Raw genomic sequence first — 23,275 nt, 5'->3', positions numbered from 1 at the left:
CGTCACCTCCCTGTGGGCGGCCCGCCGGGGGGAGGACGGTGATGGTCATGTCGCTTACCCACCGTAGATCCGCCAGCGACGGATCCGAGGTGCTTTCTTCTTTTCCGGATCTGTCCGCCTGCTCGAGAAGTGGCCAACTGGTCACTTTGAGTAACTGGATGCTCGCTCTATGCTGGAAATGGTCGCTGTGGTCGTCGATCGACCGACCGGGGTGGCCCGCAGGGAGGGACCGCCATGGCGGAGCCGGACGAATGGGACAGCCGGACGCTGCTCGCCCTGGCGGGCCGCTCTCGGGCGGCACCCGGCCTACCGGCCGTACTGCGGGAGGTCGCCTTCCGGTTCGCGGAGACCTTCACCGACGCCGACCGCGCCTGCCTCGCCGGTGAACCCGCCTGGCATGCGGCCGTGCGGGCCGCGCTCGACCGGTTGCGGGCCGCCGGGCTGGTCGACGGGGTACGCACCGTGCGGCTCACCCCGGCCGGCCGGCAGCGGGCCACGGTCCTCGCCGCCGCGGCACCGGTCACGCCCGCCCTGCCCGAAACGGATCCCCTGACCGGCCCGGACCCGCCGTCACCGGCCCCGATCGCCGCCCCCGGCGTGATCGCCGACCCGCTACGTGGCGTCGGCGGCCGCCGACGCCTGGGTTTCCCCGCCGGCCCGGACGAGCCGATGCCGGTCCTGGTGGCGCTCAACCTGCACTTCGTCGGCGGTGCGCAGCGGGCCACCGAACACCTGGCCGGACTCTGGTTCCGGGTCACCGCCGGGCAGCATCCCCGCCCACTCGCCGGCGAGTACGTCGTCGGGGAACTCAGCCTCAACCAGATGAAACGGCTGGTAGCCGCCGACACGGTGGCTGCTGACCCGGCCGGCCGCAGCGTGCACCGGATCTGGCCGGACTTCCCGGTTCGTCCGCAACTGGACGTATCGGCCGCGACGATCAAGGCCGACGCGGCCCGCCGTACCTTCGGCGCCCGGGGCGACCGGATCGTCTGGGCGGTGGTCGACTCGGGCATCGACGCCGGCCACCCGCACTTCACCAGCTACGCCACGCTCAGCGCCCCAGAGGTGCGTGACCTGCACCGCAGCTTTCCCGCCGGCGGCGCACCGCACCCCGACGGCGCACTGGTCGACGACAGCGGCCACGGCACCCACGTCGCGGGCATCATCGCCGGCGGAATCGACCACTGGGCGTCCCAGGACCCGCGACGTACCGCGCGGATCATCGAGTACCACCACGACCTCGACAACCCCGACGAGCCGATCCCGGTGCCGCGAGAACAGGTGGACCCGGACCGACTGACCGGGATCGCGCCGCAGACCCGACTGGTCAGCCTCAAGGTGCTGCACGGTGGCGGCGGACTCGCCGAGCGGGTGTCCCGGGTGATCAGCGCGCTCGCCTACGTCCGGCAGGTCAACGCCCAGAGCGACCGGGTCATGCGGATCCACGGGGTGAACCTCAGCGTCGGCTACGAGTTCGACCCCGAATGGTTCGCCTGCGGGCAGTCACCGTTGTGCCGGGAGGTCGACAAACTGGTCCGCTCCGGAGTCGTCGTGGTCACCGCGGCCGGTAACTCCGGCTACGGCACGGTCGGAGCACCGTACGGCGTACCGTCACGGTTCGTCCTCGGATCGACGATCAACGACCCCGGCAACGCCGAACGGGCCATCACCGTCGGCTCGACCCACCGCGACATGCCACACACCTACGGGGTGTCGTACTTCTCGTCCAAGGGGCCGACCGGTGACGGGCGGGCCAAACCCGACCTGGTCGCCCCCGGCGAACGGATCGTCTCCTGCGCGGCCGGCGCCCGGTTGACGGCGGCCCTCACCGGCTGGACCGGTCCGCCGGTCGCCGTCTACCTGGAGGAGTCCGGCACGAGCGTGGCCGCACCGCACGTCTCCGGCGCGGTCGCCGCGTTCCTGTCGGTGCGCCGCGAGTTCATCGGCCAGCCCGACCGGGTCAAACAGGTGCTGCTCGACACGGCCGTGCCGCTCGGCCGGGACCGACGTTTCCAGGGCCGTGGCCTGGTCGATCTGCTCCGGGCCCTGCAGGCGGTGTGACCCGCTCGGAGGAGACGGAGATGACGCTTCGACGCATCGGTGGGCTGCCGTTCTGGCAGGTCCGTTTCGACGCGGCCGGCGACGCCGATCCGGCGGCGGTCGCGGCGCTGCTGACCGGGGTACGCGCCTGCGCCGTCACCGATCTGGTGGTCTTCGCCCACGGGTGGAACAACGACGGACCCATGGCGGCGACGCTCTACGACGGCTTCCTGGGTCTGCTGGCCGCCCAGGCCCGCCGGGACGGACCGTGGGCGGACAGCATCGGCCTGCTCGGCGTGCACTGGCCGGCGCGTCGATGGCCGGACGAGCCGGTGCCGGACTTCCCGCCCGGCGACCCGCTGACGAGCCATCTGCCGGCGGGTGCAGCCACCGTCACCCGCCGGCCCGACGACGGCGCACCGCACCCGGCGTGGCTGGACGACGCCACCCTGCGCCTGCTGCGGTCGACGTTTCCCGCCGGTGCGCCGGCGCTGGACCGGATGGCCGCGTTGCTGCTGACCCGGCCGACCCCGACCCTGGTCCGGGCGTTCGCCACCGAGCTGCGCGGGTTCGCGCTGGCCGTGGCGGACGGGTTCGACGACGGCGAGAGCGGGCCGGCCCACCCCGACACGGTGCCGCTGCCAGGGATGCTGGCCGCCGAACCCACCGACGTCTACCGCCGGTTCCTCGACGAGCTGCGCCGGTGCCGGACACCGTTGGCCGAACCCGCGCCCTCCGGCGCGGCGGCCCTGGCCGATCCGCTGCGCGGGATCTGGCACGGTGCCAAGGAGGCGCTACGGCAGCTGACGTACTGGCAGATGAAGAACCGTGCCGGGGTCGTCGGGCAGATCGGCCTTGGCCCGGTGCTGGACCGTGTGCCGGCCGTGGCACCCGGCATCCGGGTCCATCTGGTCGGCCACAGCTTCGGCGCCCGCCTGGTGAGCTTCGCGGCGGCCCACACCGACGTCACCGTCCGGTCGGTGACGCTGCTGCAGGGGGCCCTGTCCCGGTACGCGTTCGCCCCTCGGCTGCCGTTCGCCGTCGACCGGCGCGGCGCGCTGGCCGGACTTGCCCAGCGGATCGACGGACCGGTGGTGGTCTGCCGCTCGGTCAACGACGCGGCACTGGCCGTGTTCTACCCGCTCGCGTCGGTGGCCGTCGGCGACGACGCGGCGGCGCTGCCGTCGCTCGGGCGACGCTGGGGCGCCCTGGGCTACCACGGCGCGAGCGCGGTCGACGCGGTGTCCGTGCCGGTGGTCGCGGCCGGGGACCGGGCCGGCTACCGGCTCGAGCATCGGCGGATGGTCAACATCGACGTCTCTGCGGTGGTGCGCCGGGGTGGTCCGCCGGCCGGTGCGCACAGCGACATCGTCCATCCCGAGCTGAGCTGGCTGGTGCTGGCCGCTGGCGGCCTGGTCGGCCGCACCGGTGCACCGGCCTGACCCCTGCGCCGGATCACGGACCCGCCGCGCACGCCCCCGCTACGTCCGGTCCCGGTCCGAGGACGGGTGTAAAGCCGACGGGTCAGTCGAAGAACCGGGCCAGGTGCTGCGGGTCCGGCTCCGGATCCGCAGCCCGGGCGGCGACCAGGTCGGCGAAGACCGTGGCCCCGTCACAGGACGCGTGCTGCGGGTACCAGCGACCGGCCGGAGCCGGCTGCTGGCAGATGCCCTTGATCGTCTGCAGGTCGAAGAACCGCAGGTGGGTCGGGTCGGCGACCGCGTTGACGTGCCGCCACCAGGGCGAAAGCACATGCAGTACGCCGCCGGGGCGCAGCACCCGGTGGCACTCGTCGAGCAGCTTCAGGTAGTCGGTCAGGTGCTCCAGGACATGCACCGCGAAGATCTGGTCGGCCGATCCGTCGCGTACCGGCAATCCGTTACGCAGATCCGCCACCACCGACACGGCCTTGCCTGGTCGCTGGTCCAACCCGATGTTGCCCGGATACTGGGGACACTCGCCACAACCGATGTCGAGGATCACCGGGTTCCGCCCGGCGACCCGTACCCGGTCCCACACCCCGTGCACCCCGGCGAGCCGGCCGAGCGCCTCGCGTACCCGCTGGAGCTGGTCGTCGTCGGCGACGTCGCCGGTCAGATGGGCCACCCCACCGTCGAAGCGGACCTCGACGTCGAGGTCGCGCAACCGGGGATCGGTGGCCAGCAGGTCAGCGGCGACAGCCGACAGGTACCCGTCGTGCAGCCGGTGCCGGGCGTGGGAGAATTCCGTGTAGAACACCCGTCGCCGGTACCCGGTGCCAGGTCGGTGAAACGCCGTCGGTCAGCGTGGTTCGCCTATCGCCGCGAGCAGCTCCTCGACGCTGGTGAACCGCTCGACCGGCAGCGCCCGCAGCGCCTGCAGCACTGCGGTGTCGGCGCCGAGCTCCTGCGCCCGGCGGACGAGATCCTCCCGGGACAGCGGGAAGTCCAGACCCTCGGCGTGGTCTGCCAGCCACAGCGCGTCCGTCATCGGATTCCTTCCGTGGGTCCCTCTGTCTTCAGGCCAGGGCGAGCAGGATTGTCAAGACGCACACCTACCCGCCGACCGGTGGGTCTACGCCCCGGCCGACCGATCATTCCCGCAGGATGAGCCGGGATCGCCCGGCCCGCCGCCACGATGGCGCTGACACCGGACGCCGCAGGGGCGTCGGCGCCGACCCGGACCGTGCCGTCGACAGCTGACGTCAGCCCTGCGCCGGACACCGGCACGAGGGGGAACGGCCATGCCGCGCGCAGTGGGTATAGACCTGGGCACCACCAACTCGGTCGTCGCCGCGGTCTGCGGGGGACGTCCGTCAGTCGTGCCGAACACCGTCGGGCTGCGGACCACACCGTCGGTGGTCGCCTTCACTGACGCCGGTGCCCGCCTCGTCGGCGACGCCGCCCGGCGCCAGGCGGTCCTCAACCCGAAGGGCACGATCCACTCCGCGAAACGGTTCATCGGACGTCGCCACGACGAGGTCGGCCGGGAGGCCGCCGCGGTGCTGTTCGATGTCGTCGACGAGGGCGCGATGGCCCGGTTCGAGGTCAAGGGCCGGCGGTATGCACCTGAGGAGATCAGTGCGGTGGTGCTGCGTACCCTGGCCGACGAGGCGGCAGCGGTCCTGGGCGAGCGAATCGACCAGGCGGTGGTCACCGTACCGGCGCACTTCGACGACGCTCAGCGCACCGCCACCCGGCGGGCCGGCCAGCTCGCTGGACTGGAGATCCTGCGGATCATCAACGAGCCGACAGCCGCGGCGCTCGCCTACGGCCTGCACCTGCGCCACCGGCGGACGGTGCTGGTGGTCGACCTCGGCGGCGGCACCTTCGACGTCAGCGTCCTGGACGTCGGTGACGGGGTGGTCGAGGTCCGGGCGGCAGCGGGGGACACCCATCTGGGCGGCGACGACTTCGACCACCGGCTGGTGGAGCACCTGGTGGCCGAATTCCACCGCGACCACGGCATCGACCTGGCGGCCGACGCCCAGACCGGCCAGCGGTTGGCCGAGGCGGCGCGGCGTGCCAAGGAGGAACTCTCCTCGGCCACCGAGGCCGAGGTGAACCTGCCGTTCGTCGCCTCCGACCCGACCGGGCCGCGACATCTGCGTACCCTCGTCGACCGGGCCTGTTTCGACGAGCTCAGCGCCGATCTGGTCGGGCGCTGCCAGGCACCGGTGGAGCAGGCGATGCGCGCTGCCGGCATCGGCCCGGCCGACCTCGACCAGGTGCTGATGGTGGGCGGGGCGACCCGGATCCCGGCAGTGCGCGACCTGCTGCGGCGGCTCACCGAGGGCCACGAGCCGCAGTTGCTGATCAACGCCGACGAGGTGGTGGCGCTGGGAGCGGCGGTCCAGGCCGGGGTGCTCACCGGGGGCGGCACCCGGGCGCGGCTGCGGGAAGTGACCCCGTTGGCGCTGGGGCTACAGGCGCACGACGAGACGATGGTGACGATCGTCGAGCGCAACACCGCCCTTCCGGTCCGCCGTACCCAGGTCGTCTCCACCGCGCGCGACGGCCAGACAAGTGTCGACGTCGTCGTGCGGCAGGGTCAGCGCACCCGCGCGGCGGACAACCGGATACTGGGCCGGTTCCGCCTCACCGACATCCGGCCGGCGCCGTGCGGCGTACCGCGGATCGAGGTCACCGTGGACATCGACGTCGACGGCATCGTCACCATCTCGGCCCGCGACGTCGACGGTGACCGCTGCCGGTCGGTCACCGTCACACAGGTCGAGGTGCCGGCCACGGCACCGGCCGGTCCTGCCCCGTCGCCGGACGTCGACGACGACACCGCCGATCCGGGCCGCGAGCTGGCGGCCCTGGTCGACCTGGTCGACCGGGCCCTGACCGACGCCACCACCGCGCCGGTACACGAGCAGACCCGGGCGCGGATGCTGGTCGACGACGCCCGCGGTGCGATCGCTGAGCGGGCGCCGGCGGACCGGCTGCGTACCCTCGCCGCCGAACTGCGGCAGGTTGCCGCCGTCTTCGCCACCGAGGACACCAGCGGACGTCGTCGTCGGTGACGCGTCGGCCGACCGTATCCGTCGTCCGCCTTGTCGCCGACGGTCAGCGCCTTGTCGCCGACGGTCAGCCGCCGGCTGCCGACGGCCGGTCCGCCGCCGACCCGATTGCCTGCTGGCGACGGGCCTCGGCGTTGCCAAACTGCTGGCGGCCCCCGGCGGTGCGGGCGGCCCGACCACGCGGACCGGTCCCCCTGCTGCTGCCCGGGTCGGGCCCGCCCGCACCCGGGCGGCCCAGCCGCGCGGTCGCCGGCCGGCCCACCGCTGCGGTCGGGTGGCCGCCCGGCGGTGCCAGCTCTGCCGCCTCGGACGGCCCGGCGAGCTCGCTGCGGGCCCGGGGCAGCCAGTCCGGATGATGCCGCCGCAGGAACCCGAACAGTCCTTCGCGCAGTTCGCAGCGCAGATCCCAGGAGCTGGGCGCGTCGGCGGCCGAGGCGATGACGCGGACGCAGATCGTCGTCTCGGTGGCGTCGACCACCTGCATCACCCATTCGCGACGGTCCCACAGTGCGGAGGCGTCGACGATCCGGTGCGCCTCGGCCCGCAGCACGTCGATGTCGGCGGTGAAGTCCAGGTGCAGGATCACGCTGCCGAGCACCTGGGCCTCGTTGCGGGTCCAGTTCTGAAACGGCGTAGTGGTGAAGTAGGACGTCGGTAGGATCAGCCGACGCTGGTCCCATACCCGGACGACGACGTAGGTGAGCCGGATCTCCTCGATCCGGCCCCACTCCTGGTCGACCACCACCACGTCGTCGAGGCGCAGTTCGTCGCTGAACGCCAGCTGCAGGCCGGCGAAGACATGGCCCAGCACCGACTGCGCCGCCAGGCCGGCGACCACACCGGCGACCCCGGCCGAAGCCAGCAGCGATGCGCCGAGGGCCCGCAGCTGGGAGAACGTCATCAGAGTCGCGGCCAACGCGACGATACCGATGATCACTGCGGTGAGGCGGCGCAACAGCCCGATCTGGGTACGGGCCCGCCGACGTCGGCGGTTGTCGGCCATGTCCACCGGAAGTCGACGGAAGGCGGTGTCCTCGAAGACGAAGAGGATCCGGATCACCAACCAGGCACCGGCGTAGATCAGCCCGAGCAGCAGGATGTGCAGAACGTCACCGCGCAGGTCACCGGTGACGCCACTGAACGGCACCGCCATCAGCAGCCCGCCTACCAGTAACGTCGCCCGCCACGGACGGTGGCACTCCCGGTGCAAGGTGGTGAGGAACGCGGCGTACCGGCCCCGCGCGGCCAGGCGGATCACCCGACCCGACAGCCAGGCGACGGCGAGCGCCCCGCCGACCGAGGCGATCACCGCCAGCACCAGACGGCCCACCTGCTCGTCCCACATCCTCCGGTCGCCTCCCCACCCACGTACGCGTCGTGTCGCGTCGCCCCCGGCGGCGGCCCGATGGATGCGGACCGGCCAGTCGCTGCGCCGTCGGTCGGTCAGGCGCCCGGATCGACGGTCAGCCGGTTCTCCACCGAGGTCACCCCCGGTGCCGACCAGGCGATCCGTTCCGCCTCCTCACGTTCCAACCAGGACCGGACCACGCCCTTGACGACGACCCGGCCGCCGTCGGTGTCGACGGTGATCTGCCGTGCGTCGGTGGCGGCGCTGCGGACCAGCGCGTCGGTGATGCTGCGGCGCAGCTGCGGCGCCGACGGGTTGATCCGGGGCCGGACCGCGATCAGATTGGTGACGCCACGGACCCCGGACAGGCGGCGGACCGCCCGCTCCGCGGCCCGGCGCTGGAACTCCCACTCCACTTCGCCCTTGAGCGTGACCCAGCCCTGCGCCACCGTCACCTCGAGACGTTCGATCGGGACGAACGCGTCCCACTCCAGGGCCCGGGTCGCGGCGCCCGCGACGTCGGCGTCGGTGCGCTCCGCCGAACTGGGCAGCCGTACCTCCACGTCATTGGCGACGGCCACGACGCCGCGTACCCGGTGCGTGGTCCGCTCCGCCGCCCACTTCTTGCCATAGTTGTCGACCCAGCCGAGCAACGTCACCACCCCGTCCTGCACGGTCACGCCGATCTGGTTGGGTTGCACCCGGGCGTCCCACTTGAGCTCCTCCAGGACGTCGCGCTGGATCTCCTCGTCGGTACGTACCGTGGCGGCGGTCATCTGTCCTCCCATGGCGTTGCCTGGCCCGGCTGCCGCCCGGCGGCTAGAGCAGCCGTAGCTCCCGGGCCCGGCGCACGGCTTCCCGACGGCGTGGGGCGCCGAGCTTCTGGTAGATGTTGCGCACGTGGGTCTTGACGGTGTTCACCGACAGGAACAGTTCGGCGGCGATCTCCCCGTTGGACAAGGTGCCCTGCAGGTAGCGCAGCACCGTCAGTTCCCGCTCGGTGAGCGGCTCGGCCAGCGTCGTCACCGGCCGGTGCCGGTCGGCGGGCCGCCGACCGGCGGAGTCGACGAGATCGTTGACGTACCCCCGGTGTCGGGTGCCCGAGTCGAGATGTTCCACCAGCAGGTCCCGCACCGGCGTACCGGCCTGGGTGAACACTCGCCGGTGACCGTCCGACACGGCCCGGTCGAGCACCCCTTCCAGCAGCTCGCGGGCCCGCCGCTGGTCACCCAGCGCTCGCGTCGCCACCGCCTCGATCAGGCCGCTGTCCAGCCGCTGTAGCCGGGTCAGTGCGTCGTGGTCCGCCGGGGAGTCCAGGGGCAGCCCGGCCAGGGCGGCGGCCGGCTCACCGGCCAACAGGTGCAGCCGGGCCAGCGCGATCCGGGCCTGCGTACGGACCAGTTCCGGGTAGGCCGCCGGGCCGGTCGCCGGCCCTGGACCGGTGTCGGCACCCGCCAGTGTGGTCAGCAGCTCCCGGGCCCCGCCGAAGTCGCCACAGGCCATCAAGGTCTCCGCCACGGCCAGCCGACGCAGGCCCGCGTGATGGCCGGCGGCATCCGCGCCGTCGGCCGCAGCGAGCAGCTCGGTGACCGCCCCGAAGTCGCCCTCCGCGTGGCGTAGCCAGGCCTGCGCCAGGGGCTCCAGCCCGGTCACGGTAGCCACCGTGCCGGGCCCCGCCAGCGCGGCGACCTGGCCCAGTTGGCGGGCGGCGTCGGGCAGGTCGTCGCGGTGCAGGGCGATCAGCGTCAGCGCGAGATGCGCGGCGGCGGCGTGGCCGGCACAGCGCCGCCCCGGGCAGGCCGGCGTGGTCAGCACGGTCTGTGCCAGCCGGTGTGCCTCGGCGAGCCGGCCGCCTCCGGCATTCAGCAGCGCCAACTGAGCGGCGGCCGACCGACGCGCGCAGGGGGACACCCCCTCACCGGCGTCGACGACCTCGGCCAGTAGGGCCTCGGCGCCCGACAGGTCGCCTGACCCGTACCGGGCGGTGCCCAGCAGCACCGCCGCCACCGTTCGTGCCCGGTCCGCCACCGGTGGCGGCATCGCGGTCGCGGTGGCGAGCAGCTGCTCCGCGTACCGCACCGCCGGGGTGAACCGGCCCTCGACGAGGGCCGCGGCCAGTCGCGCCGCGATGACGACCGGCTGGCCGACGTCGACCGGCGGGTCGGCACCGTCGGGGTCAACGGCGGGCATCGTGCCGGCGGTGCCGTTCGTTTCGAGCCGGTCGAGGTCGGCCGCCAGCAGCAACGCCGGGTGGTCGTCGGTGGTCGTCGGTAGCGGACCGGTCGCGGCGTCCTGATGGCCGCAGAGCAGCAGCTCGGGCCAGTGCGCGTCGGCCAGCGCCCTCGCCCCGGCGACATCTGCCACGACCAGTGCGTGCCGCAGCGCGGCGAGCGGGCGGCCCTGGTCGCGATGCCAGGTGTAGGCCCGGTGGTGCAACCGTGAGACCTCGTCGGGGTATCGCTGCAGCAGTTCGGCGCGCAACGTGTCGGCCAGCATCGGGTGACAGCGGTACCAGGTCGGGTCACCGCCGCTGGTGCTGACGAACCCGGTCGCGACGCGGGCGGCGGCGGACAGCTGGTCGGCGGCGTCGGTCCGGCCGGTCAGCGCGTCGGCCAGTGGGGCGCAGACCTGGTCGAGCAGCGCCGTGTGTACGAGAGTCTGCCGCCCCGCCGGGTCGAGCGCACCCAGCACCTCGGCCCGCAGATAGTCGGCGATACCCGGGTCCGCCGCGCCATCGACGCCGGACCGGCCGGCCGCACCCTCGTCGGGCGGACCGACCGCCAGACTCGCCAGGCGGACCCCGGCCGGCCACCCTTGCGCCCGCCGGTGCAGGTCGCGGACCACTTCCGGCGGCTGGTCGATGCCCTGCTCGGCGACGAGACGCCGAGTATCCTCCCAGGTCAACGCCAACTCGGTGGTGCCGATCTCGGTGAGTTCACCGGTCAGCCGCAGCCGGTGCAGGGCCATTGGCGGCTCGCTGCGGCCGGCGATCACCAGACGCAACCGGCCCCGGCAGTGCCGCAACAGGAATTCCAGGCCGCTGAACACGTCGGCGTCCGACACGGTGTGCATGTCGTCCAGTACCACCAGCACCGGCTCTGGTTGGGCGGCGAGTGCCGAGGCGAGCCGGGGCAGGAACTGCTCCACGTCGTCAGCTGGCACCGGCAGCACGGGGCGATCCGTCGGCCAGCGGGTGAGCGCGGTGTCGAGTGCGGCATGCAGATAGGTCCAGAAGCGGGTGCCCCGGTCCGCCGGTTCGACCGTGAGCCAGGCGAGGATACCGGACCCCTGCCGCGCGGCGAACCAGCCGGCGAGCAGGGCCGTCTTGCCCCAGCCGGCAGGAGCCACCAGGAGGGTCAACGGTCCGCGCGTACCGGTGTCCAACCGGCTGGCCAGGCGCGGCCGCTCGACCAGACCCGCCGGCGGGCCGGCGGCGGTGATCTTCGAGGCCAGCAGCGGTACCGGGCCGACGCCCACCGGGTCGGTCGGCCGCAGCGTGTGGTTCGGCTCCGCCACGGTGTCCTGTCCGGCTGTGCGCATCCGCCGCTCCCGTCGCGATCCGGCCGTACCGTTGATCGGCCGGCCTGAGGTCGTTGTCGCCGCAGCGCGTTCCCCGACCGCCGCGGATCTAACGCGCCGGCCGGGACATGACCACCCCGGGCGAGTGAACGGCGCTCATCCGCGGCGGCGCGACGATCGCCCGTATGAGCACTGGAGAAGGCGTACCGATGCCGGACGCTGCGGCGCCGGACTTCTGCCTGCCGGTCGGTGCCGGGCGGTGGCTGCGCCTGGCCTCGCTGCGTGGACGTCCGGTGGTGCTGTTGTTCTACCCCGCCGACGACAGCCCGGTCTGCGCGGCCCAGCTGGCCGGCTGCACGGCGGCGTTGGCGCAGTTCGACCGGTACGGGGCGGTGCCGCTGGGGCTGTCGGTGGACGGGTACCGCTCCCACCGGGCGTTCGCCCAGCGACAGGGGATCGGGTTCCCGCTGTTGTCGGACTCGGTACCCCGGGGCGCGGTGGCCCGCCGCTACGGCGTCTACCAGCCGCAGGGCGCCGTCGCCGGTCGGGCGGTGTTCGTGCTCGACCGCGACGGTGTGGTCACCTACACCCACCTGTCGTCGATCGACGACGATCCGGGTGTGGACGGGATCCTGGACGCGATCCGGCGCCTCCCGCCGGGTGAGCCGGCTACCGTCCCTGCCCACTCATCAGATATCAGTTTTTATCCCGCTTTCACGGGGTAAGCCGAACCTATCCGGCCGTAGTGTCGGCTAACGCGGGGGGTGCGCCGTGAACGATGTCCCGTCCACGCACACCGAGCAGCAGCAGCCGTTGCGGATCGCGATGATCGTGCCGCCCTACTACGAACTCCCGCCACCCGGATACGGCGGCGTCGAGCAGGTCTGCGCGGCGCTCGTCGACGCGCTGGTGGCCCGAGGAAACGAAGTGACCCTGTTCGGTGCCGGGAGCAGGACCGGCACCGCGGCCAACTTCGTCAGTACCGTCCGGGAGCTGCAGGCCGACCGGCTCGGCCATTCGCTGCCTGAGCTCGTGCACCTTGCCCGGGTGGACCGGCTGATCGAGGACGACACCTTCGACGTCGTACACGACCACACGACGGTGGGCCCGCTGGCCGCCGCCCAGCGCCGGGTGCCGACCGTGGTCACGGTGCACAATTCACCTGACGGCGAACTCGGCGAGTATCTGCGGGGTATCGACCGGGCGGTGGCCCTGGTGGCGATCTCGTACGCCCAGCGTCGGGTGGGTGCCGGTCTGCCGTGGGCGGCAACCGTACACAACGGCCTGGCCGCCGACATCCGGCCCAAACCGACACCGACCGACGGCCCGGTGCTCTGGCTGGGCCGGTTCTCCGCTGACAAGGGCCCGGACCTGGCCATCGAGGCCGTCCGGGAGGCCGGTGTCCGACTCGTGCTTGCCGGCAAGGCGACCGAACCGTCGGAACAGCGCTACCTCGACGAGACGGTCCGCCCGATGCTCGGCCCTGATGTGGAACTACTGGTCAACCCCGACAGGGGGCGCTGTTGGCAGTTGTTGGGCGCGGCGCGGTGTCTGCTGATGCCGATCCGCTGGGAGGAACCGTTCGGCATGGTGATGCTGGAGGCGATGGCGTGTGGTACCCCGGTGGTGGCGCTCAACCGGGGCGCCGTACCCGAGGTGATCCGCCACGGTGAGACCGGAGTGGTGTGTGACGACCCGGCGGAGTTGCCGGCGGCGATCGAGCGGTCGCGTGAGTTCGATCCGCAGGTCTGTGCCGAGCATGTCCGGAGGTCGTTCTCCCCGGATCTGATGGCGTCCCGGTACGAGCGCATCTACCACCGGTGGAAGCACGCGATGCCGGCGACGGCGTCGGCCGGGCCGGCGGTCACGTCAGCCGAACTGCTCCCGGCGGTCGTCAGCGGCTGACCGGCGTGGTGCGGGGCCCGGTGTCTCGCGGGCCCCGCGTGAGCGTACGGCCGGCGTCCCGCGGGCCGGTCAGGCCGTGCTGGCATCCGGGTCGGCTGCCTCGGGCAGCGGCCGTGCCAGCAGCTCACCGACACCGGTGATGTCGAGCACGCTGGCGAGGAATGCGGGAACGTCGTGCAGCTGCACCGTGGCCTGCTGGTCCTAGGCGGCGCGCCAGGCGTACACGATCGCCGCGAGGCCGGTGCTGTCGATGAAGGTGAGCCCACGCAGATCCAGGACCAGCCGGGCCGGTCGCCCGGCGAGGGCCAGATCGACCCGCTGGTGCACCAGGGCGGCTGTCTGGAAGTCGAGATCGCCGGCGAGACGCAGCACCGCGTCCTGCGGCGAGGCCGGGCCTGCGGTCACGACGAGTGGGGCCGCCGTGGTGTCCGATCCGCCACCCCACACCGGAGAATCACCCCTTCTGCGCCTGCAGCGGCGTTTCGTTGTGCCGCCGGACATGGTGGTCCGGCACTTCCTGCCCACCCGCGTCTCTTGTCCGCCCGCGTCGGTGTCCGCCATCGTCATCGGACGGCGGAAGATCGGGACTGGCTCAGCTACAGGGTAGACCCGGCCGCGCCGGCGTGCTCGGGCGCACGCTCGGGTGGCGCTTCGCCGGCCGCCGCGTAGGGTGGAGGCACGGGCAGTGACGCCGGGCGCCGTCCCGGTGTCGACGATCGATACGAGGAGTGGGGCCTGGGCTGGTGAGCACCGCCGACGTCACGAACTGGGAGTCGGGCGACGGGCGGATCTCCACACCCGGGCCGGCGACGGTGGCTGGGGGGTCTGATCCGTCCGATGCCGGTACGCCGCCCGCGCAACGCCCCACGGCACCCACTGCCGCGCCCTCGGCGGAGCCCGGTTTCGAAATGACCGCCGTGGTGGACAACTTCCGCGAGGGGCTGGTGATCTGCGACGCGGCTGCCGTGGTGCGACACATCGACGCCACGGCGCGTCGGTTGCTGCCGGAGCTCGTGGTCGGACAGGTCGTCGTGGTGAGCGGGGTCGGTGGCCTCGACGCGGCGATGCGCGATGACGGTGGCGAGCTGACCCATCGCGGGCTGCGCCTGCGGCTGCGCCGGGTGCCCCTGGACCGGGACCGGACCGCGTGGTACGTCGACGACGCCACGGAGAGCACGACACGTTCCGACGCGCTGCTCGCCGAGCGGGCCCGCTGGATGTTCCTCGCCACGGCCAGCCAACGGCTGGGTAATCCGCTGCACGAGGACCGCGCCGCCCGGGCCGTGGTGCGCCTCGCCGTACCGACGCTGGGTGAGGTCGCCGTGCTGGTCGTCGCGCCACGCCGGGGTCAGGCGCGGTGGTGGCGGGCACGCGGCGGGGGCAGCACCGGCCCGCAGGTCGACGGCGGCGTACTCGCCGTCGGTGACCTGCCGGCGGCCTTCGTCGAAACGCTCGCCGGTACGGGGGCGACATCGGTGGACTGGCTCGCCGAGCAGGCCGTCGACCTCGGCTGGCTGGCTCCGGCACAGGCGTCCGATGCCGCCGTACGCGTGGTGGGGCTGCCCGGCAGCGCGCAACCGACCGGTGCCCTGCTCGTCGCGCGGCGCGGCGCGGTCGGCTTCGACGACGCGGACCTGCACCTGCTGCGTGGGTTCGCCGCCCGCGCGGGTTCCGCACTCGACGCCGCCGTGCTCTACCGGCACCAGTCGGAGATCGCCGAGACGTTGCAGGCCAGCCTGCTGCCGACCGAGCCGCACCCGGTGCCGGGCGTGCAGTGGGGCACCGCGTACCGACCGGCGCAGTCGTCGTTGCGGATCGGCGGTGACTTCTACGGTGCCTTCGGGCTCGCCGACCGCGACGTCCTGTTCTTCCTGGGTGACGTCTCCGGCAAGGGTGTCGACGCGGCCGTCTTCACCGGCCAGGTCAGACAGGGACTGCAGGCACTGCGCAACGTCGAGACCGATCCCCGACGGCTGCTGCGGTTGCTCAACGAGTCGGTGCTGGAGACCACCCAGGCGCACGGCCAGGGCCGGTTCGCCACGATGGTGCTGGGGACCGCGAGCCCGACGGGTGACGGCGGGCTGAGCCTGACCCTGGCCGGCGGCGGGCACCTGCCGCCGCTGGTGCTACGGGGTGACGGCACGGTGGAGACGGTGCCGTTGAGCGGGATGCTGATCGGGGTGGTGCCGGACCCGCGGATCGGCCAGCTCACCGTGGAACTCGCGGCGGGGGACACCTGCCTGCTCTACAGCGACGGGGTGACCGAGGCGCGCGGCGGGCGGTACGGCACCGAGCAGTACGGCCTCGCCCGGCTCTGTGAGGCGCTGCGTGGGTGTCATCGGATGCCGGCGCCGGCGCTGGCACAGCGGGTCGAACAGTTGGCCGGGGACTGGTTGGCCGGTCGCGACCACGACGACATCGCGGTCCTGGCGATCCGGGCGCAGCCGCCGGCGCGCCGCCAGCGGGACCGCCACCTGCGCGCCGTTCCCGACCCCGAGGCGGCGGAGGACGGACGGTAGTGGCCGCTGTCTCGACCGTCGACGTCACTTCGGCATACCCGGCGTTTCTCGACTGTCTGGCCGAGGCAGACGAGGCCGGCGCCAGGGACCTGGCCGACGACCTGCTGGAGGCCGGGATCCCGGCGGAGTCGGTGCTGCTCGACCTCGTCGCGCCGGCCCAGGCACAGGTCGGTCAGTGGTGGCAGCGCAACGAGTGGTCGGTGGCCCAGGAACACGCGGCCACGCACATCAGCGAACAGGTGGTGGCCGCGGTCGTCGCCCGGGCCGCTCCCCGAGCGTACCGGGGGCGGGTCGTCGTGGCCTGCATGGACGGCGAGTGGCACGCGTTGCCGCCCCGGCTGGTCGCCGAGGTGTTGCGACTGCGCGGTTGGCAGGTCACCTTCCTCGGCGCGAGTGTGCCCGCCGTACACCTGATGGCCTACCTGCACCGACACGACGCGGTGGCGCTGGCCCTGGCCTGCGCGTTGCCGATGCGGCTGCCGCAGGCACATCAGATGATCGAGGCCTGCCGCCGGGCCGACGTGCCGATTCTGGTCGGCGGCCGTGGCTTCGGTCCGGACGGCCGGTGGGCGCGGGCGTTCGGGGTGGCCTGGGCGCCGGACGCCCGCGCCGCCGCCGACCTGCTCGCTGCCCCGGGCGAGGTGTCGTCCGGGGCGGCGGCGCCGACGGGCCGGCTCGGCGGCGAGGAGTACGCGGGGCTGGTGAAGCGGCGGGCCGAGATCATCGACCTGGCGCTGGACGACCTGCGCCGCTCCGAACGGATCACCTCCGGCTACACACAGGCACAGTGGGATGCCACGATCGCCGATCTCGGTCATCTGGTGGATTTTCTCGCGGCGGCTGTCTACATGGACGACGGTGCCCTGTTCGTCGATGCCATTTCGTGGACGGTCGAGGTGCTGCGGGCGCGTGGCGTTCCGCAACGTGGGGTGCTTAGAACGCTGAGTGTATTCTCTGCGACCCTGCGTGATTTCCCTCGTGCGTACGACTTTCTGCGCGACGGCCGACGTGCCGTCGTCCACGCGATTGCGCGCTGAGTCCGGCGCTACCGGTCGTGGTGGCACCTGTGGTGTCCTCGCCGATCGGCGTCAAGAGTGAGCTTCACGGGCTGTTTCCAGAGACGGGCGTAAAGTTATATTGGCAATATTGCTCGCGTACTGGAGTAAAAGACATTTAGCTATACCAAACGTCACTTATCTTCTTTACCCTTCGCTTCGAAGCGTCGGATGGAGGAGGTGGCGAGATGCGTGACAACGATTGGATCTGAGTCGGGGCCTGTTGTGTGGACGGTGAGTTATGAGACGCTAACGCGAGGCTCATGTGGAGGGTGCTGTCCGAACGGGAAGTGAGGCGACGGCGGCGGTGCGTAATGATGAGGCGGACCGGCGGCTGGTGCCTCTCGTCGGACTCATCGTCTGCTGTGGCCTGGTGGCGCTGGCATGGGCGGTGTCGCGGATCGCGGCAACGCCCAGCCTGCCCGCCCTGCACCACCCGCTGGTCCTGGCCTGCCTGGTCGCCGTGGCGAGCGGATGTACCGTACCGATCCGGATCCGTGCTCCGCAGGGTATCTCGCCGACCAGCGCGGCGGTGCTGGTCTCGGTGGCGGTCCTGCCACCGTCCTGGGTGGTGGTCTGTACGGCGCTGGGCGTAGCTGCCGGCCGACTCGTCGCCGGATCCACCCCGGTCAAGGTCGCCTTCGCCAGCGCCAAGGAGTCGCTCGGCGCGCTCGGTGCCGCCTCGGCCGCCGCCTGGTGGGGACTGTCCCCGGCCCTCGGGTCGACCACCCACCTGACCCGGTCCTGGGCCACGACGGCACTCGCGTTGTGCGCAGCCGCCCTGGCGTACGCCCTGGTGGACGAGACCCTGCCGGTGCCGGTCGTCTCGCTGGCGGAACGCACCTCCTGGCGACGGGTGGTCCGCCGGGGTGCCGGGATGCGCGCGGTGGTGAAGGCCGCCACGCTGCTGATCGCGATGCTGACCGTGGTCGTCGTCGCCATCGATGCCCGGCTGCTCGTCGCCACCCCACTGGCCGTGCTGCTGCTGCATTCCGGCTACCGCCGCAGACTGCACCTCGCCGAGGAACGGGCGGCGTGGCGGCAGCTCGCCGAGACCACCGACGCCCTCAACGACGTCGACCTGGACGCCGTGGTGCGGACCGCGCTGTCGGGAGCCGGCCGGTTGTTCGCGGCGCGACTCGTCGAGATCGAATTCCAGCACGGCCCGCAGCGCCGCCTCGTCCGGGGCGATGAGCACGGCCTACGGTACGACGGCCCGGCCGATCGCGCACCGCCGCGTACCGACGACGGGGTGGTCAGCGTGCCGCTGGGGGCGGCGACCACGCCAGCGGGCCTCGGCACGTTGCGGCTCGGCCTCACCGGCGCGGCGCTGTCCGACCGGGAGCGTTACACCCTGCGGACCTTCGGCTCCGCCCTCGGCACCGCGATCCGCAACGCTGTCGCCTACGCCCAGGTCACCGAGCTCGCGGCCCGGCATGAGCACGACGCCACCCACGATCCGTTGACCGGGCTGGCCAACCGTCGATACCTGCGGGAACGCCTCGCCGCCGCGTTGTCGGATCGGCGCAGCCTGCCCCGGACCGCGTTGCTGCTGATCGACCTCGACCACTTCAAGGAGGTCAACGACACCCTCGGGCACTCCGCCGGCGACCAGGTGCTGATCGAGGTCGCCCGGCGACTCGCCCGAGGGGCGGCCGACGACCTCGTGGCCCGGCTCGGCGGCGACGAGTTCGCCATCCTGCTCACCGGTCCGACAGCCCCCGCCCGGGCCGAGCACCACGCCCGGCAGATCCTGCAGGTCCTGCGGGAGCCGATGGACCTCGACGGGATCCGGATCAGCCTGCGGGCGAGCGCCGGGCTGGCCACCGCGGACGGCAACACCAGCACCGAGGAACTGTTGCGTCGGGCGGACGTCGCCATGTATCAGGCCAAGGAGCACGGGCAGGGCCTGTGCCGCTACGACCGCAGCCGCGACACCGCCGACCCCGACCAGCTGGCTCTCGGCGGCGAACTACCCGGTGCGCTCGCGGCCCGCCGTTACACGGTGGCCTTCGACCCGGTCGTCGACCTCGGCAGCGGTACGGTCGTGGCCGCCGGGGCGACCGTCCGGTGGGGTCAGCCTGATCTCGGTGACCAGCCCGCCCAGCGCCTGCTCACCCTGGTCGAGCGGTCCGGCTGGCTGGCCGAGTTCACCCGGGGCACGATGGACCGCGCGCTGGCCGCCGCCCGGTGCTGGCGCGACGGCGGGTTCGCCCTGCCGGTGTCGATCGGAATCAGTTCGCGCAGCCTGCTCGATCCGGCGTTTCCCGCCGAGGTCCGACGGCTGCTGGCGGCCCATCAGGTGCCGGCGGATCTGCTGACCGTCGAGTTGACCGAGACGACCGGGGCCACCTGCCCGGAGCTTGCACTGCGCGCGCTGCACCAGTTGCACGACGACGGCGTCCGGATCGGGTTCGCCGGATTCGGCACCTCGGACGCGCCGTTGTCGGCGCTGTTGCGGATCCCGGTGCACCTGGTGAAGGTGGACCATCAGTCGCTCGTCGCGGCGGACAACTCCCCGCTGGCGCTACGGTCCCTGATCGGGCTGGGGCGCGACCTCGCCGACACCGTCGTCGCCGACGGAGTGTCCACCGAGGCGCACCGGCGTACCCTCTGGGAACTCGGCTGCGCGGCCGGGCAGGGCCGGTTGTTCGGGCCGGCGGCCGCCGGTGCCGACCAGTTGCTCGCCGCGCTGCGGCGCGGCTGTGACGGAGTGGTCGGGGCACTCGTACCCCGGCTGCACCCCGGCGCCCACGTGGTCCGGATGCCACGCCTGCGCCGGACCGGCTCGGGCTGACCACGCCGGTGCCGCAGTGGCCGGCGCGAGGTCAGCCCGGTGGGACGCCGACCCGGCTCTCCTCCGGTCGGGCGGCCACCACGTCGACGGTGTGCCGGCTGCCGTCGGTGGCGCAGAACGGCCAGAGCAGGTCCGCCCGGCGGACCAGGGCGGCCAGTTGCTCACCGCTGAGGCCGCAGGACGAGACACTCGCCCGTACGTCGGCGCGGTAGCGGCCGTCCGCGTCCCGGTGCAGCCGGGTCTCGGCGCGGACCTCGACGGTGTGCGACTCGTCGATGATCTCGGTGGCTGCCTCCACCGCCGCGTGGTGCAGACAGGAGGCGAAGGCGGCGGCGAGCAGTTGCTCCGGGGTCAGCCCCGAGCCCTGCGGTGCCAGTGGTGAGGACAACCGGCTGGAGAACTCGCCGTCGTCGGTCCGGACCCGACCCGCCTCGGCGGTTGCTGATGCCTGATGGATCCAGGTGTCTGAGTCGCCCATCGTGCCCCCTCCGCGTCGTCCGCCCACCCCGCGTACCCCCCGGGTGGGCGGGGAAACACCGCCGGTCGGTGCCGGGGCGGGCCCGGGTCGGGGCCCGGTCGGGCGGCGACGCGGCCGGCGGGTCGGCCGGCGGTCGCACGCTATCGTGGGATCTTTCGTGGGCTGCGGACACGGCCGGATCCACGCACCGGTCGGCGCGGGCGCGTCGAGGCGGACAAACAGGGGGAAAGTGTGTCAAGTGTCGTGGGCGCCCGTGGTCGTGACAACGTCGGCGACGCGCACCGGATCGCCTCAGCCGCCCCGGCCCTGGCCGCTGAGCTCGCCGCCGAGCAGCAGTACGTCACCACGCTGTACGAGCAGGTGGACCGGTTACGGCAGCAGGCGCAGCAGCGACTGGCGGCGGCCCTGCGCTCCACCGGCGGCACGCCGCAGGCCCGCTCCGAGCGGGAGAGCACGGTGGCCCTGCACAGCGAGCGGATCGCCCAGTACGGCGCCGTGGAGAACGGCCTCTGCTTCGGTCGGCTCGACCTGACCGACGGCACCCGCCACTACATCGGCCGGATCGGGCTGTTCGACGAGAACGGCGACTACGACCCGCTGCTGATCGACTGGCGGGCACCGGCCGCCCGACCGTTCTACCTGGCGACGGCGGCGGCACCCGACGGGGTGTGGCGGCGGCGGCACCTGCGTACCCGGCTGCGGACCGTGACCGCGCTCGACGACGAGGTGCTCGATCTGGACCTGGCGCGCGACCGGCCGACGACCGCGGTGACCGGTGAGGCGGCGCTGCTCGCCGCGATCACCGCCGGGCGCACCGGCCGGATGAAGGACATCGTCGCGACCATCCAGGCCGAGCAGGACGAGATCATCAGAGCGCCGGTGGACGGGGTGCTCGTCGTGCAGGGCGGTCCGGGCACCGGCAAGACCGCCGTCGCGCTGCACCGGGCCGCCTACCTGCTGTACACGTACCGGCGGGAGCTGTCCAGCCGTGGCGTGCTGGTCGTCGGCCCCAACGCGACGTTCCTGCGCTACATCGCGCAGGTGCTGCCGTCGTTGGCGGAGACCGGTGTGCTGCTGCGCACCCCGGGGGAACTGTTCCCCGGGGTACGCGCGACCCGCGTCGAGCCGGCGGCGGCAGCTCAGCTCAAGGGGCGTGCCGAGATGGCTGCCGTGATCGCCGCCGCGGTCCGCGATCGCCAGGAGGTGCCGGACGAGACCGTCGTGATCGAGGTGGACGGTCACCAGCTCCGGCTGACCCCGCAGATCTGCCAGACGGCCCGGGACAACGTCCGGCGGGCCGGGCGACTGCACAACCTGGCCCGCCCACTGTTCGACACCGAGATCGTGCACGCCCTGGCCAGCCAGATCGCCGAGGAGATCGGCGTCGATCCGTACGCCGACGATCCACTCGGTGGCGACGACGCGCCCGGCGACCCGCAGGTGCTCGCCGAAGCTGATCTCGCCGAGATCCGCCGGGAGTTGCGGACGGACCCCGCGCTGCGGTCGGCCCTGGACCGGTTCTGGCCGGTGCTGACCCCGCAGCGGCTGCTGACCGACCTGTACGCCTCCGAGGAGCGGCTCGCCGCCGCCGCGCCGCATCTCGACGCCGCCGGCCGGGCGCTGCTGGCGCGCCCACCCGGTGGCGGCTGGACCCCGGCGGACGTGCCGCTGCTCGACGAGGCCGCCGAACTGCTGGGTGAGGACGACAGCGACGCACGGACGGCGGCCGAACTGCGTCGTCGCGCCCGTCTGGAGTACGCCGAAGGTGCCCTGGAGGTGCTGCGCGGGTCGGAGTCGATCGACGTGGAGGACGAGGCCGAACCCGAGATCCTGGCCGCGACGGACCTGCTCGACGCCGAGTCGCTGGCGACCCGCCAGGTGGCGGGCGACCGGCGGACCGCCGCCGAGCGGGCCGCCGCCGATCGTCGCTGGACCTTCGGCCATGTCGTGGTCGACGAGGCGCAGGAACTGTCGGCGATGGCGTGGCGGCTGTTGATGCGTCGCTGCCCGAGCCGGTCGATGACGATCGTCGGGGACGTGGCGCAGACCGGCTTCCTCGGCGGTGCCGCCGCCTGGTCGGACATTCTGGAGCCGTACGTGGCCGACCGGTGGCGGTTGGCGCAGTTGACCGTCAGCTACCGCACGCCGGCCGAGATCCTCGCGGTCGCCGCCCGGGTGCTCGCCGCGATCGATCCCGACGTCAGCGTCCCGCAGGCCGTCCGGGAGTCCGGCGTCGACCCGTGGTGGGAGCAGGTGTCCGGGCCGCAGGAGCTGGCGGATCGGCTGGTCGAGCTGGTCCGCCGGGAACTGCCCCAGGTCGGGTCCGGCCGGTTGGGGGTGATCGTGCCCGCCGGTGGTGCCGGGCCGCTCGGCGAGGCGGTCCGGGCGGCAGGGGCCGGCGAGGTCGCGTTCGGGGAACAACCGGATCTGGCCGCGCCGGTGGTGGTGCTGACCGTGGCACAGGCGAAAGGTCTGGAGTTCGACTCGGTGATCCTGGTGGATCCGGGCGCGATCCTCGCCGAGTCGGCACGGGGACGAAACGACCTGTACGTCGCCCTGACCAGGGCGACGGCCCGGCTCGGCGTGCTCTACCCCGGAACGCTGCCGATGGTGCTGCGCACCGGTGACGAGTAGGCGTCGGCGGCGCGCCTTCACCTGCCGTTGTCGAACTGTTACCCAAGCGGGCGACCGTGCCCCGGGCAGGGTTACCAGCGGGGTGAACCCCGGTGAAAGGCTGTGAAATGCGACAACGTTGCCGAGGGGTGCGGCCACCACGGGCCGCGTGGTGCGTGGGGCTGTCGGTGTGGGTGAGACGGGCGGCGTAGGGTGGTGGACGGCAGTTGTCCGCCAGGTGGCGGGCCGGCGAACCAACGATGACGCCGGCTCGGCCCGTCGGTGGTCGATCGCCCACCCTGTACGGCACGAGACTCGACAGTTGGGAGGTGGCCGGCATGACTGACGTATTGGCATACCTTGACGCCGGATCCGGCAGCTTGATCGTTCAAGCGGTGGTCGCCGGTGCGGCCGGGATGGTCGTCGCGACGAAGCTCTACTGGCGCCGCCTGGTCAGCCGGTTCCGCAAGCAGCCCGCCAAGAAGGACTGAGCGGCA

The 23,275-nt window shown here is 72.8% G+C and carries 17 protein-coding genes; 10 read left to right on the top strand and 7 right to left on the bottom strand.

What is annotated here, in order from left to right; all coding sequences use genetic code 11:
- The first annotated feature begins 234 nt into the window (after nt 1–234).
- Together O7608_RS21630 and O7608_RS21625 are read left to right on the top strand one after the other, a co-directional pair.
- Nucleotides 235–2,061 carry a S8 family peptidase gene (locus O7608_RS21630; RefSeq protein ID WP_289206342.1) on the top strand — a complete coding sequence of 609 codons (1,827 nt, stop codon included), beginning with the start codon at nt 235–237 and terminating at the stop codon, nt 2,059–2,061.
- 20 nt (nt 2,062–2,081) lie between these two features.
- Complete coding sequence (locus tag O7608_RS21625) at nt 2,082–3,482, top strand: hypothetical protein (RefSeq protein ID WP_289206341.1); 1,401 nt, start codon at nt 2,082–2,084, stop codon at nt 3,480–3,482.
- A gap of 82 nt (nt 3,483–3,564) precedes the next feature.
- On the opposite strand, the gene O7608_RS21620 is transcribed toward O7608_RS21625, so the two are convergent.
- Both O7608_RS21620 and O7608_RS21615 read right to left on the bottom strand, forming a co-directional pair.
- Complete coding sequence (locus O7608_RS21620; RefSeq protein WP_502959135.1) at nt 3,565–4,278, bottom strand: methyltransferase domain-containing protein; 714 nt, start codon at nt 4,276–4,278, stop codon at nt 3,565–3,567.
- Nucleotides 4,279–4,320: 42 nt separating this feature from the next.
- Nucleotides 4,321–4,509 carry a DUF2795 domain-containing protein gene (locus tag O7608_RS21615; protein ID WP_289206340.1) on the bottom strand — a complete coding sequence of 63 codons (189 nt, stop codon included), beginning with the start codon at nt 4,507–4,509 and terminating at the stop codon, nt 4,321–4,323.
- Between the two features lie 253 nt (nt 4,510–4,762).
- Between O7608_RS21615 and dnaK the strand changes: the two genes are divergently transcribed.
- On the top strand, nt 4,763–6,547 hold the full coding sequence (dnaK, locus tag O7608_RS21610; RefSeq protein WP_289206339.1) for a molecular chaperone DnaK: 1,785 nt from the start codon (nt 4,763–4,765) through the stop codon (nt 6,545–6,547).
- A gap of 64 nt (nt 6,548–6,611) precedes the next feature.
- Here the strand turns inward: dnaK and O7608_RS21605 are convergent, their stop codons facing one another.
- The 3 genes from O7608_RS21605 to O7608_RS21595 form a co-directional block, all read right to left on the bottom strand.
- On the bottom strand, nt 6,612–7,889 hold the full coding sequence (locus tag O7608_RS21605) for a mechanosensitive ion channel domain-containing protein (RefSeq protein ID WP_289206338.1): 1,278 nt from the start codon (nt 7,887–7,889) through the stop codon (nt 6,612–6,614).
- Nucleotides 7,890–7,987: 98 nt separating this feature from the next.
- Nucleotides 7,988–8,668: a BON domain-containing protein gene (locus O7608_RS21600; protein WP_289206337.1), complete on the bottom strand. Its 681-nt coding sequence runs from the start codon at nt 8,666–8,668 to the stop codon at nt 7,988–7,990.
- Nucleotides 8,669–8,711: 43 nt separating this feature from the next.
- A complete protein-coding gene (locus tag O7608_RS21595; protein ID WP_289206336.1) occupies nt 8,712–11,432 on the bottom strand; it encodes a winged helix-turn-helix domain-containing protein in 2,721 nt (906 codons plus the stop codon).
- Between the two features lie 164 nt (nt 11,433–11,596).
- Here O7608_RS21595 and O7608_RS21590 point away from each other — a divergent pair, with 164 nt between their 5' ends.
- Both O7608_RS21590 and O7608_RS21585 read left to right on the top strand, forming a co-directional pair.
- On the top strand, nt 11,597–12,136 hold the full coding sequence (locus tag O7608_RS21590) for a redoxin domain-containing protein (protein ID WP_289206335.1): 540 nt from the start codon (nt 11,597–11,599) through the stop codon (nt 12,134–12,136).
- Between the two features lie 100 nt (nt 12,137–12,236).
- Nucleotides 12,237–13,316: a glycosyltransferase family 4 protein gene (locus O7608_RS21585; protein ID WP_289210975.1), complete on the top strand. Its 1,080-nt coding sequence runs from the start codon at nt 12,237–12,239 to the stop codon at nt 13,314–13,316.
- Nucleotides 13,317–13,517: 201 nt separating this feature from the next.
- On the opposite strand, the gene O7608_RS21580 is transcribed toward O7608_RS21585, so the two are convergent.
- The gene (locus O7608_RS21580) at nt 13,518–13,721 is read right to left on the bottom strand and encodes an STAS domain-containing protein (RefSeq protein ID WP_289206334.1); all 204 of its coding nucleotides are present in this window, start codon (nt 13,719–13,721) and stop codon (nt 13,518–13,520) included.
- Nucleotides 13,722–14,059: 338 nt separating this feature from the next.
- On the opposite strand from O7608_RS21580, the gene O7608_RS21575 reads away from it, so the two are divergent.
- From O7608_RS21575 to O7608_RS21565, 3 genes are all read left to right on the top strand, one after another.
- Entirely contained in the window at nt 14,060–15,835 is a 1,776-nt protein-coding gene (locus O7608_RS21575) for a PP2C family protein-serine/threonine phosphatase (protein ID WP_289206333.1), read from the top strand.
- Nucleotides 15,835–16,872 (top strand): cobalamin B12-binding domain-containing protein, encoded by a 1,038-nt coding sequence (locus tag O7608_RS21570; protein WP_289206332.1) that lies wholly within the window; start codon nt 15,835–15,837, stop codon nt 16,870–16,872. The genes O7608_RS21575 and O7608_RS21570 overlap by 1 nt, the downstream gene beginning before the upstream one ends.
- Before the next feature lie 325 nt (nt 16,873–17,197).
- Nucleotides 17,198–19,687, top strand: coding sequence for a putative bifunctional diguanylate cyclase/phosphodiesterase (locus O7608_RS21565; protein ID WP_289206331.1), 2,490 nt, complete (start codon nt 17,198–17,200; stop codon nt 19,685–19,687).
- Between the two features lie 31 nt (nt 19,688–19,718).
- Here O7608_RS21565 and O7608_RS21560 read toward each other — a convergent pair whose 3' ends face one another.
- A complete protein-coding gene (locus O7608_RS21560) occupies nt 19,719–20,165 on the bottom strand; it encodes an OsmC family protein (protein WP_289206330.1) in 447 nt (148 codons plus the stop codon).
- Between the two features lie 285 nt (nt 20,166–20,450).
- On the opposite strand from O7608_RS21560, the gene O7608_RS21555 reads away from it, so the two are divergent.
- Nucleotides 20,451–22,799 carry a HelD family protein gene (locus tag O7608_RS21555; protein ID WP_289210974.1) on the top strand — a complete coding sequence of 783 codons (2,349 nt, stop codon included), beginning with the start codon at nt 20,451–20,453 and terminating at the stop codon, nt 22,797–22,799.
- A gap of 317 nt (nt 22,800–23,116) precedes the next feature.
- Nucleotides 23,117–23,269, top strand: a complete 153-nt coding sequence (locus O7608_RS21550; RefSeq protein ID WP_289206329.1) for a hypothetical protein — start codon at nt 23,117–23,119, stop codon at nt 23,267–23,269.
- The last annotated feature ends 6 nt before the right edge of the window (nt 23,270–23,275 follow it).

Origin of the sequence: Solwaraspora sp. WMMA2056 (genome assembly GCF_030345095.1) — a bacterium.
Taxonomy (GTDB): Bacteria; Actinomycetota; Actinomycetes; order Mycobacteriales; family Micromonosporaceae; genus Micromonospora_E.
Note: the sequence above shows the minus strand (reverse complement) of the source record. Positions and strands in the feature narration are given on the sequence as shown.

Coding starts and splice junctions, on each gene's coding strand:
- O7608_RS21615 (WP_289206340.1), bottom strand. CDS start 4,509: ATGACGGACGCGCTGTGGCTGGCAGACCACGCCGAGGGTCTGGACTTC.
- O7608_RS21550 (WP_289206329.1), top strand. CDS start 23,117: ATGACTGACGTATTGGCATACCTTGACGCCGGATCCGGCAGCTTGATC.
- O7608_RS21625 (WP_289206341.1), top strand. CDS start 2,082: ATGACGCTTCGACGCATCGGTGGGCTGCCGTTCTGGCAGGTCCGTTTC.
- O7608_RS21605 (WP_289206338.1), bottom strand. CDS start 7,889: ATGTGGGACGAGCAGGTGGGCCGTCTGGTGCTGGCGGTGATCGCCTCG.
- O7608_RS21630 (WP_289206342.1), top strand. CDS start 235: ATGGCGGAGCCGGACGAATGGGACAGCCGGACGCTGCTCGCCCTGGCG.
- dnaK (WP_289206339.1), top strand. CDS start 4,763: ATGCCGCGCGCAGTGGGTATAGACCTGGGCACCACCAACTCGGTCGTC.
- O7608_RS21600 (WP_289206337.1), bottom strand. CDS start 8,668: ATGACCGCCGCCACGGTACGTACCGACGAGGAGATCCAGCGCGACGTC.
- O7608_RS21595 (WP_289206336.1), bottom strand. CDS start 11,432: ATGCGCACAGCCGGACAGGACACCGTGGCGGAGCCGAACCACACGCTG.
- O7608_RS21560 (WP_289206330.1), bottom strand. CDS start 20,165: ATGGGCGACTCAGACACCTGGATCCATCAGGCATCAGCAACCGCCGAG.
- O7608_RS21590 (WP_289206335.1), top strand. CDS start 11,597: ATGAGCACTGGAGAAGGCGTACCGATGCCGGACGCTGCGGCGCCGGAC.
- O7608_RS21585 (WP_289210975.1), top strand. CDS start 12,237: ATGATCGTGCCGCCCTACTACGAACTCCCGCCACCCGGATACGGCGGC.